Origin of the sequence: Martinezella multihospitum, from assembly GCF_900094585.1 — a bacterium.
In the GTDB taxonomy this organism is placed as follows: domain Bacteria; phylum Pseudomonadota; class Alphaproteobacteria; order Rhizobiales; family Rhizobiaceae; genus Rhizobium; species Rhizobium multihospitium.
In genome coordinates, this window is record NZ_FMAG01000003.1 from 104,427 (window position 1) to 121,808 (window position 17,382).

At 56.1% G+C, this 17,382-nt stretch carries 16 protein-coding genes; 7 read left to right on the top strand and 9 right to left on the bottom strand.

Features of this window, described 5'->3' with window-relative positions; all coding sequences use genetic code 11:
- Positions 1–222: 222 nt before the first annotated feature.
- Positions 223–1,107 (top strand): glucosamine kinase nucleotide-binding domain-containing protein, encoded by an 885-nt coding sequence (locus GA0061103_RS12080; protein ID WP_092712756.1) that lies wholly within the window; start codon positions 223–225, stop codon positions 1,105–1,107.
- The gene (locus GA0061103_RS12085) at positions 1,104–1,868 is read left to right on the top strand and encodes a GntR family transcriptional regulator (RefSeq protein WP_092711449.1); all 765 of its coding nucleotides are present in this window, start codon (positions 1,104–1,106) and stop codon (positions 1,866–1,868) included. The genes GA0061103_RS12080 and GA0061103_RS12085 overlap by 4 nt, the downstream gene beginning before the upstream one ends.
- Before the next feature lie 130 nt (positions 1,869–1,998).
- Here the strand turns inward: GA0061103_RS12085 and metH are convergent, their stop codons facing one another.
- Positions 1,999–5,775, bottom strand: a complete 3,777-nt coding sequence (metH, locus tag GA0061103_RS12090) for a methionine synthase (protein ID WP_092711451.1) — start codon at positions 5,773–5,775, stop codon at positions 1,999–2,001.
- Positions 5,776–6,044: 269 nt separating this feature from the next.
- Between metH and GA0061103_RS12095 the strand changes: the two genes are divergently transcribed.
- Positions 6,045–7,301 (top strand): AGE family epimerase/isomerase, encoded by a 1,257-nt coding sequence (locus GA0061103_RS12095; RefSeq protein WP_092712758.1) that lies wholly within the window; start codon positions 6,045–6,047, stop codon positions 7,299–7,301.
- 42 nt (positions 7,302–7,343) lie between these two features.
- On the opposite strand, the gene GA0061103_RS12100 is transcribed toward GA0061103_RS12095, so the two are convergent.
- A complete protein-coding gene (locus tag GA0061103_RS12100) occupies positions 7,344–7,832 on the bottom strand; it encodes a heme-degrading domain-containing protein (protein WP_092711453.1) in 489 nt (162 codons plus the stop codon).
- A gap of 59 nt (positions 7,833–7,891) precedes the next feature.
- On the bottom strand, positions 7,892–8,851 hold the full coding sequence (locus GA0061103_RS12105; RefSeq protein ID WP_245304742.1) for an ATP-grasp fold amidoligase family protein: 960 nt from the start codon (positions 8,849–8,851) through the stop codon (positions 7,892–7,894).
- 72 nt (positions 8,852–8,923) lie between these two features.
- On the opposite strand from GA0061103_RS12105, the gene GA0061103_RS12110 reads away from it, so the two are divergent.
- Positions 8,924–10,432 carry an oligosaccharide flippase family protein gene (locus GA0061103_RS12110; RefSeq protein WP_092711457.1) on the top strand — a complete coding sequence of 503 codons (1,509 nt, stop codon included), beginning with the start codon at positions 8,924–8,926 and terminating at the stop codon, positions 10,430–10,432.
- Between the two features lie 4 nt (positions 10,433–10,436).
- Here GA0061103_RS12110 and GA0061103_RS12115 read toward each other — a convergent pair whose 3' ends face one another.
- On the bottom strand, positions 10,437–11,597 hold the full coding sequence (locus tag GA0061103_RS12115; protein ID WP_208603512.1) for a GumK N-terminal domain-containing glycosyltransferase: 1,161 nt from the start codon (positions 11,595–11,597) through the stop codon (positions 10,437–10,439).
- A 324-nt stretch (positions 11,598–11,921) separates the two neighbouring features.
- On the opposite strand from GA0061103_RS12115, the gene GA0061103_RS12120 reads away from it, so the two are divergent.
- The 3 genes from GA0061103_RS12120 (at position 11,922) to GA0061103_RS12130 (ending at position 13,835) form a co-directional block, all read left to right on the top strand.
- Positions 11,922–12,890 (top strand): polysaccharide lyase family 20 protein, encoded by a 969-nt coding sequence (locus GA0061103_RS12120; protein WP_092711459.1) that lies wholly within the window; start codon positions 11,922–11,924, stop codon positions 12,888–12,890.
- 131 nt (positions 12,891–13,021) lie between these two features.
- Complete coding sequence (locus tag GA0061103_RS12125; protein ID WP_092711461.1) at positions 13,022–13,318, top strand: hypothetical protein; 297 nt, start codon at positions 13,022–13,024, stop codon at positions 13,316–13,318.
- 310 nt (positions 13,319–13,628) lie between these two features.
- Positions 13,629–13,835, top strand: coding sequence for a hypothetical protein (locus GA0061103_RS12130; protein WP_092711463.1), 207 nt, complete (start codon positions 13,629–13,631; stop codon positions 13,833–13,835).
- A 92-nt stretch (positions 13,836–13,927) separates the two neighbouring features.
- Here GA0061103_RS12130 and GA0061103_RS12135 read toward each other — a convergent pair whose 3' ends face one another.
- The 5 genes from GA0061103_RS12135 to GA0061103_RS12155 form a co-directional block, all read right to left on the bottom strand.
- On the bottom strand, positions 13,928–14,785 hold the full coding sequence (locus GA0061103_RS12135; protein WP_092711465.1) for a sugar phosphate isomerase/epimerase family protein: 858 nt from the start codon (positions 14,783–14,785) through the stop codon (positions 13,928–13,930).
- Between the two features lie 115 nt (positions 14,786–14,900).
- Positions 14,901–15,230, bottom strand: coding sequence for a hypothetical protein (locus GA0061103_RS12140; RefSeq protein ID WP_075850980.1), 330 nt, complete (start codon positions 15,228–15,230; stop codon positions 14,901–14,903).
- A gap of 77 nt (positions 15,231–15,307) precedes the next feature.
- Positions 15,308–15,559: a hypothetical protein gene (locus GA0061103_RS12145; RefSeq protein ID WP_092711467.1), complete on the bottom strand. Its 252-nt coding sequence runs from the start codon at positions 15,557–15,559 to the stop codon at positions 15,308–15,310.
- Between the two features lie 152 nt (positions 15,560–15,711).
- Complete coding sequence (locus GA0061103_RS12150; RefSeq protein WP_342587965.1) at positions 15,712–16,206, bottom strand: hypothetical protein; 495 nt, start codon at positions 16,204–16,206, stop codon at positions 15,712–15,714.
- A 496-nt stretch (positions 16,207–16,702) separates the two neighbouring features.
- Entirely contained in the window at positions 16,703–17,371 is a 669-nt protein-coding gene (locus tag GA0061103_RS12155) for a DUF4376 domain-containing protein (RefSeq protein ID WP_092711471.1), read from the bottom strand.
- Positions 17,372–17,382 lie beyond the last annotated feature (11 nt).

Sequence of the window (17,382 nt, forward strand, 5' to 3'; positions counted from 1 at the left end):
CGATGTCCGTTCGCACTGTTCCCTTGGTCCGAATTAAGTCCAAAAAAATACCAATTGTCCAGCCGAATTTAACTTTCAGATACAAAAAGATTGAAGCTCATTAATTTATACATATAAATCAATTAGATATAAACAAACAAAAATGCCGGCTTTGCCTATTGGTAAATGGTATTTTTTTGGTATTGTATGAAAAACGGGGAACAGGTGGCGTCCGGAGGCATGATGGGGCAGTTTGCAATTGGCATCGATGGCGGCGGCACGAGTTGCAGGGCGGCTGTCATAGACGCTTCGGGACAGGTGCTCGGCACTGGCAAGGCCGGCGCGGCGAACATCCTCTCCGATCTGGAAAACTCGCTGATCCATATCGTCGCCTCGGCAAAGCAGGCCTTGATCGATGCGAAGCTCGCCCCGGAACTGCTGTGGGAATTGCCTGCCGTTATCGGAACCGCCGGTGCCAATGTCGGTAATTATGGCAAACAGGTCGAAGGCGCCTTGCCTTTTGGGAGCACGCGTGTCGTCACCGATGCGACCATCGCCCTTCAAGGCGCGCTTGGCGACACCGATGGCGTTATCGGCGCTTTCGGCACCGGCTCAGTCTATAATGCCCGCCGCGACGGTAAGAGCTGGGGCATCGGCGGCTGGGGTTTTGTCGTCGGCGATCAGGCGAGCGGCGCCCGCCTTGGCCGCGATCTGCTCGAAAGAGCGCTTCTGGCGCATGACGGGGTGACACCGGGCTCAGCGCTGACGGCATCGATCATGGCTGAATACGGCAATGATCCCGAACGGATCGTCGAATTTGCTCACGCCTCCAAGCCCAAGGATTTTGCCCGCTACGCGCCCGTTATCTTCGAATATGCCGGGTTGGAAGATGCGGTCGCCATCGACATCGTCAGGACGGCCGCCAAATCGATAACCGAGAGCCTCAACGCGTTACTTTGGCCGGAATGCCCGTCGATATGCCTTCTCGGCGGACTTGCCCCGGCCTATCGTCCCTGGCTTGATGAGCGTCACAAGGCGATTCTCGCCGAACCCAAGGGCGACGTCTTGCGCGGCGCCGTGGAACTGGCGGCAAAATTGCTGCGGGGCGGAGAGGAAAACAGGGCATGACCGAAGATTTGAGTGCAATCTTCTCGCCGGAGCGCCTTTCCGTGGGCGGTACAGGCCCGCTCTATGTCAAGCTGCGCCGCACGCTCGAGGAGGCTGTGAAGGTCGGAAGGCTGAAGCATGGGGACGCGCTGCCGCCGGAGCGCGACATTGCCGAATATGCCGCCGTCAGCCGCGTCACGGTCCGCAAAGCGATCGACGATCTCGTTGCCGAAGGCATTCTCGTCCGCCGCCATGGCTCGGGCACATTCGTCGCAAAACCCGTTTCCAAAGTGGAGCAGCGGCTGTCGCAGCTGACATCCTTTACCGAGGACATGGCCCGGCGCGGGATGACGGCTCGCTCCGAATGGCTGCATAAGGGTATCCACACGCCCTCACCGGATGAGATGATGATTCTCGGCCTTGCCGCCGACACCAAGGTATCGCGGCTGAGCCGCCTGCGCATAGCCGACGATCAACCACTGGCGATCGAGCATGCCAGCGTCTCCGGTGAATTCCTGCCGGATCCATCTGTCGTGACCACATCCCTCTATGCAGAACTGGAAAAGCGCCAGGTGCGCCCCGTTCGCGCGGTGCAGCGCATATCCGCGACCAACATGAAAGAGGCTGATGCGGGCTTGCTCGGCGTTCCGGTCGGCGCGGCCGGCCTTTCGATCGAGCGCATCTCCTATCTCGGTTCAGGCCGGGCGGTCGAATTCACCCGATCGCTCTATCGCGGCGACGCCTATGATTTCGTCGCGGAACTGACGATAGGCGCGAACTAGCTCAATCGGGCGAAACAGAAAAAATCCTGGAATCAAAAAAACGCCGCCTCGGCTGAGTGAGCCGGGGCGGCGTTTGCATGCAGAATCAAATTTTAAGCGAAGCATTGCAAGCCCTTGAAAGGACCCACAATCAGGCTGCGTCGTCGACTGCGGCCTCACGCTTCTCCGGCACATAATTGAGAACCGGACCTAACCAGCGCTCCACCTCGCCCACGGGCATGCCTTTGCGGGCTGCATAATCTTCGACCTGATCGCGTTCGACCTTGGCGACGCCGAAATAATACGAAGACGGATGGCCAATATAGATACCCGAGACGGACGAGCCCGGCCACATCGCATAGCTTTCCGTGAGCTTCACGCCCGTTGTCGCTTCGGCATCCAGTAAGCGGAAAAGCGTGTCCTTCTCGGTATGGTCGGGCTGCGCTGGATAGCCGGGCGCCGGACGGATACCAGCATAGGCTTCAAGAACGAGTTCCTCGCTCGAGAAATTCTCATCCGCGGCATAACCCCAGAATTCCCGCCGCACTCGCTCGTGCATCCGCTCGGCAAAGGCTTCGGCAAATCGGTCGGCCAGCGCCTTGACGAGAATCGACGAGTAATCGTCATTGGCACGCTCGAAGCGTTCCGCAATGGCCACTTCTTCAATACCAGCCGTGACGACGAAGCCACCAACATAATCACCGACACCGCTGGAAACTGGGGCGACGAAGTCCGACAGAGCGACATTGGGACGGCCATCCCGTTTCGACAGCTGCTGGCGCAGCGTGTAGAAAGTTGCGAGCTCCCCATTACGGCTTTCGTCGGTGAACAGCCTGATATCGTCGCCGACCGCACCCGCCGGCCAGAAGCCGATGACGGCGCGCGGGCGGAACCAGTTTTCCGCAATGATCTTTTCCAGCATCGCCTGCGCATCGGCATAGAGCTGCCGCGCCGCCTCGCCTTGCTTCTCGTCTTCGAGAATAGCCGGGAAACGACCCTTCAGCTCCCATGTCTGGAAGAACGGGGTCCAGTCGATGTACTTCGCCAGTTCCGCAAGATCATAGCTCTCGAACATCTTGGTTCCAAAGAACTGCGGCTTGACCGGCTTGTAATCAGACCAATCCACCTTCTCGGCATTCTCCCGCGCCCTTGCGATCGGCAGGCGAACCTTCTCCGCCTCGCTACGGGCGTGGGCGGCCGCGACCTTGTGATACTCGGCCCGAACGGTATCAATATAACCTTGCCGCGCATCCGGTGACAGCAATGCGGATACGACGCCAACGGCGCGGCTCGCATCCGTAACGTAGACGGTTTGCCCCCGGTGATAGCCCGGATGAATCTTCACCGCCGTATGGACGCGGCTGGTCGTGGCACCGCCGATCAACAGGGGAATATCAAAACCCTGCCGCTCCATCTCAGAAGCGACATGCACCATCTCGTCGAGGGACGGCGTGATCAAGCCTGAAAGGCCGATAATATCGACCTTCTCGGCAATCGCCGTCTCCAGAATCTTCGTCGCCGGCACCATAACGCCGAGATCGATGATCTCGTAATTGTTGCAGGCGAGCACGACGCCCACGATGTTCTTACCGATATCGTGCACGTCTCCCTTGACAGTCGCCATCAGCACCTTGCCGGCTGATTGCCGTTCGCCGCTGCCGCCATTGGCAAGCTTTTCGGCTTCCATATGCGGCAGCAACACGGCAACGGCCTGCTTCATCACGCGGGCGGACTTCACCACCTGCGGCAGGAACATCTTGCCCGAGCCGAAGAGATCGCCAACGACATTCATGCCGGCCATCAGCGGGCCTTCGATGACATGCAGCGGCCGCTCGGCGGCCTGACGCGCCTCTTCGGTATCGGCTTCTATGTATTCGGTGATGCCACTGACCAGCGCATGCTCGAGCCGTTTCTCCACCGACCATTCGCGCCAGGAAAGATCCTGCGCTTTGGCCTCCCTGCCGCCGGCGCCACGGAACCGTTCGGCAACCTCAAGCAGGCGCTCGGTGCTGTCTGGGCGGCGGTTGAGCACGACGTCCTCGCAGGCATCCCGCAATTCCGGGTCGATATTGTCGTAGACGGCCAGCTGCCCGGCATTGACGATGCCCATGTCCATCCCCGCCTGGATGGCATGGTAGAGGAACACGGCGTGCATCGCTTCGCGGACGGGTTCGTTGCCGCGGAACGAGAAGGATAGGTTCGAGACACCGCCCGAAATATGAACGAGCGGCATCGTCTGGCGGATCGCTCTCGTCGCCTCGATGAAATCGACACCGTAATTGTTGTGCTCCTCGATGCCGGTCGCAACGGCAAAGATGTTCGGATCGAAGATGATGTCTTCCGGTGGCAGGCCTGCCACTTCCGTCAGCAGCTTATAGGCGCGCGAGCAGATCTCGACCTTGCGCTCATAACTATCCGCCTGCCCCGTCTCATCGAAGGCCATGACGACAACCGCCGCGCCATACATCCGCATCAACCGAGCCTGCTTGAGGAAATTCTCCTCGCCTTCCTTGAGCGAGATGGAATTGACGATCGGCTTGCCCTGCACGCATTTCAGGCCGGCCTCGATGATCGAGAACTTCGAACTGTCGATCATGACCGGAACACGGGCGATATCCGGTTCGGCAGCGATCAGGTTGAGGAACTCCACCATCGCCTTTTCGGAATCGATCAGGCCCTCGTCCATGTTGATGTCGATGACCTGCGCGCCGTTCTCGACCTGGTCGCGAGCAACGGCAAGTGCTGCCGCATAATCGGCATTGGTGATCAGCTTGCGGAATTTCGCCGAGCCGGTGACATTCGTGCGCTCACCGACGTTGACGAAGGGAATATCCTTGGTCAGCTCGAATGGCTCGAGACCGGAGAGCGACATGAACGGACGGTGCTCGGCGAGCTGGCGCGGCGGATATTTCGAAACCGCCTGAGCGATCGCTGCGATATGCTCGGGCGTGGAGCCGCAGCAGCCGCCAACGATGTTGACGAGACCTTCGCGGGCGAATTCCTCAACCTGGGCAGCCATCATCTCGGGCGTCTCGTCATACTGACCGAATTCGTTCGGCAGGCCGGCATTCGGATAGGCGCAGATGAAGGTGTCCGCAGCCGCGGAAAGCTCCTGCAGATGCGGCCGCATAGCGTTGGCGCCAAGCGCACAATTGAGGCCGATCGTGAAGGGGCTGGCGTGGCGCACGGAATTCCAGAACGCCGACGGCGTCTGGCCCGACAGCGTGCGGCCGGAAAGATCGGTGATCGTCCCCGAAATCATGACAGGCAGATGGATGCCCTTGGCCTCGAAACGCTCTTCACAAGCAAAGATCGCCGCCTTGGCGTTCAGAGTATCGAAAATTGTCTCGATGAGGATGATATCGGCACCACCATCAATCAGGCCGTCAATCTGCGCGCCGTAAGCCAAGCGCAGATCGTCGAATGACACGGCACGGTAGCCGGGGTTGTTGACATCGGGGGAAATGGACGCGGTGCGGTTGGTCGGGCCGATGGCACCGGCAACGAAGCGGCGCTTGCCATCTTCACGCTCGGCGCGGATCGCTGCGCGACGGACGATTTCCGCGCCCTCCTTGTTGAGGTCGTAGACCGCACCTTCCATCTGGTAATCCGCCTGCGCGATGCTGGTGGACGAGAAGGTATTGGTCTCAAGAATGTCCGCGCCAGCCTTGGCGTAGCGATAATGGATCTCTTCGATTGCATCAGGCTGAGTCAGAATGAGGAGGTCGTTGTTGCCCTTCTGATGACAGGCACAGCCGATGAAACGATGGCCGCGAAACTGGTCCTCGTCAAAACCGAGGCCCTGGATCTGCGTGCCCATGGCACCATCAAGCACGAGAATCCGCTCGCTCGCCGCCTTTCGCAGCGCCTTGAATACCTCGTTACTGTCGCGTTTCGCCGTTTCCGAACCAAAAAGATTGTCAAACATAAGCGAATTCCTCTGGCCTGATTGCGACTCCGCAATCAGATCACATAAAGATATCTTTATGTCAACATATCTATGCTTTTAACCACTCGATAGCAAGGACGATGCTTCCATCCTTCCGGCTATTTCAGGAAAATAATCGCACCCTGGACTAATTGCCGATCCGGCCCATGGACAACGCAGTGCCGACGACACAGTTTCATCCATAACGCCATGACAGCGCTTTCGGGCGGCGCTATACGGCGTCAGGAAAAGAATCCATGGAGGATGGTATGAACATACAGGTTGAACCCGCATCGCTCGGAAACTGGAGCACGCGCGCCTATCATCGGCGCTGGCTGCTTGATCAAGCGGACGCGCTTTTCGATTTCTTCCAGTACCGCGCCGTCAACCCCAAAGGCGGCTTCTACGACATGGATGATGCCGGCAAGCCATTGGATAAGGCAAATCCCGTGCGCGGCATTCACTCGACCGCCCGCATGGTGCACTGCTTCTCGATCGGGTCGTTGCTCGGTCGTCCCGGCGCAAACGAAATTGTCGACCATGGCATGAACTATCTATGGAACCATCATCGCGACACGAAGCATGGCGGCTATTTCTGGTCGTTGAACAATGACGGCCCCGTCGATTCCAGCAAACAGGGCTATGGTCACGCTTTCGTGCTGCTTGCTGCCTCATCCGCAAAGACCATCGGCCATCCACTGGCCGATGGCATGTTGGCAGATGTCACGGAAATTCTGAATACGAAGTTCTGGGAAGCAAAGCACGGAGCGATTGCCGAGGAATTCAATCGGGATTGGTCCTTGATCGACGGCGGCACCTATCGCGGCCAGAACTCCAACATGCACCTGACGGAAGCCCTGATGGCTGCATTCGAAGCAACCGCTGATAAGACATATCTCGAAAAAGCGGAGAGCATCGCCGATCTCGTCATTCGTCGTTCGGCTGGGTCCGTCGGCTGGCGCGTTGCCGAACACTTCAACGCCGATTGGGTGCTCGACAAGAATTACCGCGGCAACGAGATGTTCCGTCCATCGGGGACGACACCAGGGCATTGGCTGGAATGGGCGCGTCTCATCCTGCAGCTCTGGGCGCTTGGGGAAAAGCGTCATGACTGGATGCCGGAAGCAGCCAAGGGTCTCTTCTCTCAATCCATGTCACTTGGCTGGGACAGCAAGAAGAATGGGTTCTTCTATACGCTCGACTGGGAAGATGCGCCCGCCAAGCGCAACAAGCTTTGGTGGCCCGTATGCGAGGGTGCCGGTGCGGCTCACTATCTGAATAAACACGTCCCGAGCGATTTCCACGAAGAAAGCTACCGCAAAATCTGGAGCGTAATCGGCCAAGCCTTCATCGATCGTGCCAATGGCGGCTGGCATGAGGAACTGACGGAAGATCTCGTTCCCGCTCACACGCTATTCCCGGGCAAGGGCGATATCTACCACGCGCTACAGGCATGCCTCATCCCCCTTTTCCCGGCAACGGGAAGCTTGACCAAAGTCATCGCCGAGGCTGGTGGCAAGATCTGAAATCGGCGGCGGCGCCCAATCGAAGTGCGCCGCCTCGCCGCTCTATGCGAGGCTGAGATTGTGAAGCTCGTGGCCGAGAGTAAGAGCCAAGGCTTCGACAACGAGATTGTGGTCTTCGCGCTGCGGCAGCCCAGAAACGGTGACGGCGCCGATGCAGCCCGTGCCATTGACGAAGATCGGAAAGCTGCCACCGGATGCGGCAAACTCGGTGCTTGAAAGCCCGTTGTCTTCGATCGTCTTGCCCTGCTGCTGCAGCCGCAACGTGCTGGCGTAGCTGCTTCGGAAGTAGCGCAGCACCATGTTGCGCTTCCGACGGATCCAGTTGGAATTGTCGGGTGTCGAGCCGGGCAAGGCTATGTAGAAAACTGGCATGGAATGCAGCGTGATATCGATGGCGACGCCCATGTTGCGCTCACTGGCGAGGTCGCGCAACAGCTTGCCGAGCACCCAAGCGGTCGAAAGGTCAAAAGCATCGAAACGCAGCGTTTCCTCTTGCAGCTCGATACGAGCTAGGTCCTGGTCGATCGTCATGGAAAACCTTCTCTAAAAATAGATCGGCCTATCAAACGCGGAGAGAATGATTTGTCCACCTATCTCTTCGGTATTTCGAAGCCAAGCTGCCACTTCTGACCGATCGAAAAATCATATTCATCCGGCTCGAATGCCTCGAAACCTCCACCTGGGTAGAAGGTCAGTTCCCCGACACGGACCCACTCCGCCGACGCATAGAGATCGACACGGACGAAATCGATATCGTGAGCGACCGTTTCAGCGACCTGAATCATCTCCTCGAGCCGCGGCGGACGTGCCAATTCGCCTGGATAGAGACCGAGATAATCCCGGTCATAGAACGGCAGCTTCTGCCAGTCGGGAGTGTAGTTGCACGAATAGCCTCGACCATTTTCGCGGATGTCGATCTCAATATGCGAGACCTTCCCGCCAAACGTAAAGAGCCGATAGTCCCACGGAACTCGCCCGTCAACGAGCAGCATGCTTTCAATGAGAATACGAGGCTTCAGTTGGCTGTAAGCCCACTCTCTGTTGTAACGGGCATGATTGATCGCTAGCCACTCGCCGGACGGATCGTTCTTAAGGAGACGATCGACGTCGGCTTCACCGTAGAGAAATCGCCCCACACCGCTCGCATGGGTTGGCTTCACAACGGCCGGCAATGAAATCCCTGACCAATCCACGGAGGCTAGATCGTTCCCAACCCAAAGCGTCGGGATAACATATTGGCTGCCAACCCTTTCTCCAATCAACCCTTTTGCATCGGCCTTATCTACGAGACGTGGAAAGAGAGGGTTGCGATCGTATAATTTGCGCGCTTGTACCTTCTCGGTAAAGGTTTGAGGGGATGACAAATTAGGGAATTTGCCGCGAATGGCGCGATATTTAAGTGCGCAATAGGGCTTATCGGGCAAAGGCGACACTAGCCGCCAGAGAAGGTTGCGCGCGCGCTCGCGTAATCCCTTCTGCAGATATCCCGGGATGAGAAATCCATCTTGATCGGCGGCTCGATCTATCATGGTGACGGTCTCGAATTTCAACTAGAAAGCAAGTGAAAACTATCAGCCGCCCTTTAACACAAGGTTATGCGTAAGCCCTCAGGATAGATAGCCATGAGCGCGTTCGTACCAAATCTCCTCAAAAGCTCGTTGATTAGCTTGGCAGCGACGTCCATCTCGCTTGTCGCGGGCTTTGCCAGCAGCATCATTGTAGCCCGCCTGCTCGGTCCTGCGGGGTCTGGCAACGTCGCCTACGCCTTATGGATTGCAACGTCGGCCGCGGCATTGGCCGACATGGGCCTGTCTCAGACCCTGCTGCGCAATGCGGGCGGTCACGCGGGCAATGGCGATGCATGGAAAGCGCTGGTCCGCACTGCGCTCCGCAGTTTCCTCATATCGGTCAGCATGGTCAGCGCGGGCATTCTTCTCTTTGCCGCAATCACCTACGCTTATCGCGATGCGCGAGATGCGTGGTTCTGGCTGGTCACCGGGTTCCTCTTTCTTAGTTATGCGTTCTACGCATTTTCCACTGCCGTGGCACGCGGAAGAAATCGGTTCGGACAGACGGCCCGCACCACTTTGCTGGGCGGGGCTATGCAGGTCCCAGTTGTATTCGTCGGAGCCTGGTTGCTGGGTCCGGCGGGGGCGTTGATAGGCTATATCGCCCGTTACCTGCCGCAAGCATTGAAATTGCGCGACTACATCGACCCTAACGCAAGATATTCGCGGGAAAACCTATCGCCGGAAATGTTGCGCTATGGACGGTACATCTGGTTCAGCGATCTCATCGAGATCCTCATCCTCTCCCGTATTGAATTCCTCTTTCTCGGCATCTTTCTCTCTCCGACCAGTATCGGTTACTTCGCAGCCGGGCTCGGTCTGGCCGGCCTCACCGAACAGATCATGCTCCAAATGTCGCCAGCATTAATCGTCAACTTCACCGAAGCCCATGCAAAAAGCGACCCGCAGTCTCTTAATGCAGCTTACAGGCGCGTCATCCGAATAGTCGCCCTGGTCGTGCTACCGATCAGCATGGGTGGCGCAGTTATCATGCCCGAGCTCTTGCCGATGATTTTCGGCGATATCTTCGGGCCCGCCGTGCCGGCTGCAGCCACGCTGCTAGCCTTCGTATGGCTTGCCGGCATGTCCGTGATCCCCTGGGGTATCATCAGCGCATCTGGGCGAAGCGCCATTTTGCTACGAGTGCAGATTGCAAGCGCTGTGGCAACAATACTCTTGCTAACCGCTTTCGTACCATCCCTCGGCCTGGAAGGCGCGGCCCTAGCTCGCGCGATAACCGTGACATTGACGTTTGCGTTGCTTGGCTGGATGGCCTGGAAATATGTCCGAGTCACCGTCCCTTTAACCGCGTTGGCGAAAACGGTTCTTGCGGCAGCTCTCTGTGCGGGTGCAGCAAGCCTTTGCATTTACAGTCTCGATGGGCTGCCGGCACTTTTAAGCGCCATTCCCGCCGGAGCAATCACCTATCTGTTGGCTATTCGTTTCTTACGCTTGATTACGCCCGAAGACGTACAAATTCTGATGACGACAGCCGGTGGAAAATTGCCGAGCGTATCACGTCTTTTCGCTGGCAGATTGCTAAGCTTCCTTGTACCCGGCTGAGCGACTATTGGGCTTGGTATGCGGCAGCCAAAGTTTGCCGCGCAACTTCGTCCCAAGTCATTATTCCATCGCGGAAAGCCGCCGAACGCTGCATCGCCAGCGCTGCATCGATCTTCTCTCGCCAGGCGACCTCGCCATCCAATCGATAGGCAATGCCGTTGGTGCGAGTAAAAGGAACGAGATCAGGTAACAGGATCGGCAGACCACAATAGCTATATTGCGCGAGTTTCAGGCTCGATTCCGCGAGATAGACCTCATCTGCGGTCAAGCGATAGGGAGCAATACCGAAATCAGCATGCTGCAGGTAAGGGATGATGCTCTCAAAGTCCCTTTCGCCGTAGATCGTAACATTCGGTCGAACCCAACCATTCCATGTGGCACCAAAAACATGGAAATTCACATCCGGCGCGGCAGCAGCCATCGCGGCGACGGAAGTTTGGTCAAAAAGCATATTGCCTATAGAGATCGCATTGCGGCTACCGGGCGTATAAGGGGATGGCTGTTCGCGATCGAACAGAGTCGCATCAACGCCTTGCGGGATGGTAAGCACACGCCCGCCTGGGGGAAGCATCACACCAAGCCGCCGTGAAGGAACGCAAATCGCATCAAACTGGGCGATCTGCCGAGCTTCGATATCCTGTAGCGCCGACGCGGCCCCGATGGTTCTCAGCAGGTCGCGACAAAAATACAAAATCCGCGCTTTTGGGTTTAGTTTCTTGACCTTGGCTAAGAAAGCGAGGGCGGAGCCGCTCTCAACCAGCACCAGATCTGCATCGGCTATAGCGCGGCGCGCAAAGAGCGGGAAATAGCTGCCATAGAGCCAAAAGAGCGCCGGGCTAGCTACATTGAGAAAGCGGTTACCGGAACTGAAGGCATGCAGTGGAGGTAGATATGCGCCGGCCCTCAGATTAGCAGCGATGGTCTGAAACCGGTTCGCCTGATCTTGAGACAAAGCACGAAAACGCCGGCGATCCTTGAGCAAAGTGAGCCAGCTGTGGCCAATAGTGAGAAAATAGACTTCATGCCCCTGCTCGGCCCAGTGGGATGCAATGAAGTGAATTGACGCCTTGCGATAGCCTCGCAAAAACGCATGCGACGTCAAGATCACGATTTTTCGTCGTAGCTGCGCCTCTCGACTGCCCAGCTCTAGTTCACCATTTGCCAAAGGCGGTCCCCAACAGCGACCCTCAGCCGGTTTATGTCATGACCGACATCCAAACGTCGATGAGGTCGCAGCAACGAACAGTCATGTCCGGGGCATTGATAGCCGCAACCAAAGCCCAATTCTGCGGGGATATGAACCACAAAGCGTCTAACATGCGGTTAAAGTTGTATCATCAATCATCACATTCACAGGCTGCAGCTCGCCTGGAATTGATTGGAGGGTCATCAACCCGGCCTTGAAGTGGCGCAGCTCTCGCTTGCCTGCGGCAAGCGAACAGGTCATTGATAAAGCTTTACGAATGTCTCGCCACAGGAATACTCCAGCATGAATGCAAAGTACGCACTGCCCGCCATATTGGCCTGCACCTGTGCCGCAACACCGGTTCTGGCCGATAGTCCGTCGCAAATGGTGCTGCGTGACGGTTTCGACGGCACAGATTTCGCTCCATCTGGCCATCTTTATTATCGCGACAACTTCGAGCAAAGGGCCGGAACGATCGAATTTCAATCGGAAGTCAAGCATTCTGGAACCGGCGCATTGAAATTGAGCGTCGGACCATTCTGCCCACCGGGTAAGGCAAACTGTAGCGAGAGAGCGGAAATCTGGGAGCGCACCAGGTATCGCGTTCCATACGACCAGGGCGTTTGGTACGGTTTCGCTGTCAAATTCGCCGATCCCATACCCTCAGGCGACCATCGCTACCTTATCGCGCAATGGAAGCGAGAAATCGGGCCGAACGCCAAAGGAGATTTCAGCCCCTTCCTCGCCCTGCGGCTCAATAATGGCAAACTCTTCGCAACCATTGAAACCAACTACGTTGCCCCCATCAAGAAACACGAGCCCGAAAGTAACGGCAAAGCTTGCAGCGACAACGAAGCGCCGGTCTGGTTCCGTCCCGATACCAATCAAATGCGTGCATTGGTGGCCACCGACGACAACTGGGGCGTATCCGACGGGCAAGAATTTACTGGCTGTACAGATGCCATAAAAGTAATAAATCGCGGCAACAAACTACCGACACCGGCATCAGGTTGGATCGACTTTGCCATTTACAGCAAACCTGGCCCCGATGGCTCGGGCCATATTGAGATATTCGCCAATAACAAATGGATCGTTACGGTTACCGGCCATATAGGACATGCCGATCACGGATTGGGAAAGAATCAATACTTCAAATTCGGCCCTTATCGCGCCGCCGATACCACAGTATGGACGCTTTATTACGATGATTTTCGCCGTTCGCCCCACTGCGCCGATGTATTATCGGACCCCAGCCTTTGCCCTATGAAGTGACAAGGCTACCGAAGATGTGTGCCTCTAGATCAATATGGCTAGGCGCACTCCGAGAGTGCGCTTTTTTTGAGAAACGGCCGAACTTTTTCCTTTCTCGGTAGTTATCTTCTTTCGTGAAGGAGGTGACCGAAATGCTTACTACCCATCGCGATTGCAAACAGCATGTGAAGAGGAATGCGATACCCTCCCTAGGTGAAATTGAGGGGCGAGTTGCGGTCCTGGAAATTGTCGCCCAGTCTGCGCTAACGCATGTATTCGACGAAGGTGAAGTCGATATCGATGCAGCGTTATTGGTCCAGATTCGCAGAGCCATGCATCGCAAATGCAAGGACTTGAAACTTGATGGCGACGACACGGCATCGGCACTTTTATACGCCGAGGAGCTGATTGAGGCCGCGGTAAAGGCGTCGCATCCAATCCATCAATGATGCCTTCCAGGCCAAGGCTCGTATTGTCCCTCTTAGTGGCGCTGGCAATTACGCTCGGCGTCCTCTTGTTTGTTGCACCACACGATACAGCGGTGAGGATTATTCCTTCTATGGCGCCGCCCGGTGGGCATCAAAATCAGCAATAATGTGCCCAAGAATAGACCTGTGTCACGTTAAGACACACACAGCCTGTCCCATATCAGGCTGCCGTTAACGTCGCGCGATGAACTCGGTTGCAAATTTTCAAAACCAAAGCAGTGTTCGCTTCGCCCCACCCGATACCAAGCTCCAACAATGAATGGTGTAGCGAATGTCTATGATGGTCAATGCGCCGCTTTACCCTGATGACATCGATGTCCTCGCAGGCGCACTTTTTGCATGGTGTGCCGAACGCAGTATCAAATTACAAAGTCAGGAAGGTCTGTCGGCAGCCAATGTGGCCATCGATCTCTACAATGCCGGCTATCAAACACAAGATCAGTTGCTTGGCGCCTTGCATAACTACGATTTTCATTGACGTCTTGCCCAGACATCCAGCTTTGCATTTAAAACCAGAGCACAATTTCTCTAGGTAGCGTATCTAAAAAAGCGGCGGCGGTAACCGCTGTTTTATGCCGCATTCTCTTTGAAGACATTAGCGATACAGTCTCGCTCTTCGAGAATCCCGGACCATTCATCCTGATGATATGTAGAATCGTAGATCAGCGTGAAAGGACCTTGATAGCCAGCCGCGTCGGAAAGCTTAACGCAGCGAACATAATCCTCTGCATCGAGGCCCGCTGCTGAATAACGTCCCTTTGCATGGCAGAGTTCAGCGCGGCCCATGATCTTTGCGAGATCTTCGTATTTATCGTCTCGCTCCCAGTTGCCGAAATCTCCGTTGAGGCCGACTTTGCCGTGCAAAGCATCGAGAATCCGATTGACCTCCGTCGGTCCCGGTAACAGGTCGAACCAATTCTCCATGACGAGACGCACTCCCGCCGCGGCAGCCAATTCGGCGAGCCACCGCAGATGGGTCTCCGCAAGCGTCAAAGCCGAATCTGTCGGCTGAGCCTTTCCGGCAATCACGCGCATGTTTTCAGCCCCAAGAGCCACCGCAACGTCAATCCATCCTGCCATCCATTCGGCATCGCGCTGGGCGGTTTCAGAATTGCTGAGATCTCCGTCTTCAACGAGCAGCGTCTGAAGCTTTACGCCAGCTTCCTCCATAGCCTTTCGAAAATCGCCGAGATAGCCAGGAAGAAGGCTCGGCAAATGGAAGGAGCATATCTCAAGTCGAAAGATGCCATGATCGGCGCATTGTTGCGGCACATCGATCAATTCGATCGTGCCCTTCCCATATGTCGGCTGACGGGCCGGATATGCTTGATCAGCGGGCTTATAGGGATAGGTGGAACCAAGTGCCCGATGCAGGGACCAGCTTGAAACCGCAAAACGATCCGACAAATCAACCACAAGACGCCCCATTTCTTATTGTCGTAGAAGGTAATCAAGAAATAGGTTGGATTGGGCGGATATCAATCGAAAATATGTCATAGCCGCCCGCTCCTATGTGCCTCTTTGTCATATGAAATCATCAAGGCTACGGCGTTTCACGGCCTCCTTTGACCCATCTGGAAATGGCGTCAAAAACCAGATCGGCGATCCACATGGCGCATATGCCGACGACGAAAGCCGTCGCATTCATGGCTGCGACATCCTTCTGCGGCAAAGGCCAGTTGATAGCGCGCAGATAGAAAAGCGCCGGCTCTGTTAGATAGGTGGCGGCAAGTGCGCCGCAGATCGGCGACGCAACGATCTCTCGTGTCGTATATCGGCGCCTGGAGAGACCACGCAAAATACCGCCAGAAAGACCAGCGATGACAACGCCGACTTTGATGCCCAAAGCATCCAGAAATTCGTGTAACGTCATCGCTTTTCTCAATCAGATTTTGGAACCGTCGATTGCCGCCGCCACCTATTCATCAGAGGTGCGGCAGGCAAATGGTTTCATTTATCGACAGGCGGCTGCGGCTTTATCAAACCTGCAACGCCATCACGAATGATATTGATGATGATTTTCAGCGTGCTCAAAGCCGCGGTTGCAGCTGCGGCAAAGCCCGGGCCGATAAAGGATTGCGAACACTCCAAGCTGCCATCTGCAAATTGCGTGCAGCCTGTTGCCAGAAGAACCGCAATCATGGACGCAGATAACGCTATCAAAACATTCAGAACATTATGGAATGCATTCGTATTGAGCATAAGTTTTCCTCTTAAATGGATTGGAGCAGCTCACCGATGCGATGCTGCCCAAACTTTGAATTCGTGGAAGCTGCCGGCAAAGGCATGTGCAAAAAGTCGATGCTCCCGGTATCCGTCAGCATCTAACCGTCCGTAACCGACCCTGGATAAATCTAGCGAGCGCGCTCAATCGCTGCCGCGAACTTCTTGGCAAAACCGGCAATATCGATTGCCCGATCCGTGCCGTTGATAATCCGGCGCGCACCGATCCAATCGGAACCAGTAGCGCTGAAGTAATCGGCAAGCTTCCTACCGGTAAAACGGCCGTTGATCATGCCGTCGAACAGGATTTCGATCGCCTTACGAGGATCGAGAGCTCTATCCGGATCATCGATGATGCCATACTTGGCATAGTTGTCTCGCCCGGTGATTTGCACGAGACCGCGGCCACGGTAGCGCCAGCCATCATCACTCGCTTCATCGCCATTTCCCATACGATTAGCATAAGCACGGTTGGCAATCCGTCGCGGCTGACGGGAATAGGCAGTTACCTGTGCTATATTGAAATACTTCGGAAAAGTTGCCTGCAATCCGGCGGCGGAATAGCTCAGATTTTCCGAAATTGCACACATGGTTTTGTCCGTCTCGTGATAGACCGTCGCCAGCATGTAAGCGAGCCAGCGGGGATCGAAAGGCTCTGCTACCCAGGCAGCCAGAATCGCCTCCGTACCATTGACCTGATTTGTCGATAGCCGACCGCCAAATAACGGCGCTCGCACTGCCGAGAAGAATTTCTCGTGATCCATAAGCTTCATTCCAAACTAGAAGATATAAATTCGAATGGCAAAATACGAATGAGACGCTTGGCAAAGATGCCGCCAGTAAAACTGGTTCTCGCAACGAGGCCCAATTCGCCTCCAGCTTAAAGGCTGTCTAAATCCGAGGCAGATTCGCTACCTCGTTTTACCCGGTCATATCGCTCGCCTCGTGCGCTGGCTGACGGGTCCATCGGACCTTGGTGTATCACTCTGTAATTGCATACATAACCGGATTAGCGCCTCGGAAAGCTGGCCAAACGGTCGACCGACCGCATCGGCGCAGACCTTGCCTTTACGGCAGCGCGAATGGCCTCTTGCGCGCTTTAGCGAGCGCAGTCAGGCTCCATCAGCTACCGGGCGATGTGGCCGCATTGGACGGCCAAGCAAAGGCATCGATCTCCGCTTTCGTGGAGATCGAGCCTGCTATGATTTGGGCGTTCACCTCGCCCTCAGCCGCAAAAGCCGCCTGGACATGAGCACCGACTGCGTTCGCGATCGCCGTCATCTGTGTCGCCGTCAGTTCAACAAAACCGCTTACCGTCTTGAACCTTACCGTCACCTCCGGATTTGCCTGCACATAGTTATAGGCTCCGGTGATCAGCGATTGGCTCGCTCGATCGGTCATGATGCGCATACCATCGATAACGATGCTGCCCGTTTCGACAGTGTAGCGTTTGGATGCGGCATAGGCGTAAAGATCGACCGGCTTTGCTTCTGGCGACCAGCCGGCAACGATGGAAAGAAGGCTTTCCGGCGTCTCCGGCCACTCCGTGGCCGAGCTGACTAGGGTTGCTTCCTTGTTGCTCAACTGATCAAGGATCGCGTCCTTGTCGGCCGCACCCAGTCCGGAGGTGATTTTGGCGGCAAGCGTCAGCCAGAAATCCGGTACATTGTAGATCTGCTGCCGGCCGAGCCAAAAGGCGACGCATGCCATCCAGCGATCGGCCTGGTTTTCGGAACGAGCTGCAAGAAGCGCCTCGACCATTGGTTCATACATGCTGTCTATGCGATACATGGCAGTCCTTT